Annotated in this window: 2 protein-coding genes; both read right to left on the bottom strand. The window is 71.8% G+C overall.

Translation table 11 applies throughout. The features are described from left to right. Positions 1 to 68 precede the first annotated feature (68 nt). Entirely contained in the window at positions 69 to 1,016 is a 948-nt protein-coding gene (locus O3Q52_RS53075; protein ID WP_269655547.1) for a decaprenyl-phosphate phosphoribosyltransferase, read from the bottom strand. Beyond that, positions 1,009 to 1,374 (bottom strand): phosphatase PAP2 family protein (locus O3Q52_RS53070; RefSeq protein ID WP_269655546.1); only part of this gene is annotated, 366 nt, incomplete at its 5' end. The genes O3Q52_RS53070 and O3Q52_RS53075, both read right to left, overlap by 8 nt.

Raw genomic sequence — 1,374 nt, 5'->3', positions numbered from 1 at the left:
CGTGACGGTCACCTTGCAGGCGCCGGGCTGGGGCTGGGGCCCGGGGGCCTTCAGCCGCTGTGCGTGGCTCACCAGTTGGCCACCGCCAGGCCGTACATCGCGAGCCACACCACGCCGATGAGGGCGAGCGCGCGGTCGCGCAGGACGACGTCCTCGGGTTCGCCGGCGGTGCCGCGGTCGGCGAACACCGCGTATCTCAGGACCGCGAGGATGAAGGCGACCATCGACAGCTGCCGCCAGGGCAGGACGCTGGTGTGGGGTACGCCGCCCTCCTCCAGCGCCCACAGGCAGTAGCCGAGGACGGCAACGGAGGCGGCGAGCTGCCAGACGAAGCGCAGGTAGCCGGTGGTGTATTCGGTGAGCAACGCGCGCGTGGCGCCCGCTTTCCCGGCCATCTGCACGGCTTCGGAGTAGCGCTTCGCGGAGACCATGAACAGCGCGCCGAAGCCGGTCGTGATCAGGAACCAGCGCGACAGCGGAATGCCGAGCGCGAGTCCCCCGATCATGGCCCGCATCAGGAACCCGGTGGTCACCACGACGAGGTCGATCACAAGGACGTGCTTGAGGCTGACGCAGTACGCGAACTGCATGCCCAGGTAGGCGGTCAGCAGGGCCGAGGTGAGCGGGGAGCACAGGAACGCGGCCACCGTCGGGGCGACGACGGCTAGCGCGATCCCTACGGAGTAGGCGACCGGTACGGGCACCTGTCCGGCGGCGACCGGCCGGTGGCGCTTGACCGGGTGGGCGCGGTCGGCGTCGGCGTCCCGGGCGTCGTTGACCAGGTAGACGCCGGCGGCACAGGCCGTGAACAGCACGAAGACGAGCGCGATCTGGGTGAGCGCGTGGCGTGAGAAGAGCTCGCCGGCCGCGGCCGGGGCGGCGACCACGAGGACGTTTTTGACCCACTGTTTCGGACGGGCGGTCCTGATCAGCCCTCTTAGGAGGCCGCTTTTCTCCCGGGCGGACTGTTTCTCGTGCTTCTTGTGCGTGCTCTCCAGGAGGACCGTTTCAGCCATGGTCACGGCCTCCTGTCATCCAGCGGGCCCCGAGGCGGGCCGTGATCGCGCCGAGCGCCGCGCCCGCGGCCACGTCGGAGGGGTAGTGGACGCCGACGACCAGTCGTGAGAGGCACATCGCGGCGGCCAGCGGAGGCACCGCATGGGCGCCGAGCGCTCCGAAGGCCACGGCGGCGGCCGCCGCGGAGGTGGCGTGCGAGCTGGGGAAGGAGTGCCGGCCCGCGGTGCGGACCAGCGGTTCGACGTGTCCTGGGCGTGGGCGGCGTACGAGCCGTTTCACGCCCATGCTGGCCAGGTGCGCGCCCGCGGTCAGGGCCGTGCCGCGCAGCCAGGCGCCGCGCCGCTCCCGGTCGACGGC

Source organism: Streptomyces sp. ActVer, from assembly GCF_027270795.1.
Classification (GTDB): Bacteria; Actinomycetota; Actinomycetes; order Streptomycetales; family Streptomycetaceae; genus Streptomyces; species Streptomyces umbrinus_A.
Note: the sequence above shows the minus strand (reverse complement) of the source record. Positions and strands in the feature narration are given on the sequence as shown.

What these genes read in the sequence shown, in the direction of transcription:
- O3Q52_RS53075 (WP_269655547.1), bottom strand. Translation starts at nt 1,016, where the DNA reads ATGGCTGAAACGGTCCTCCTGGAGAGCACGCACAAGAAGCACGAGAAA.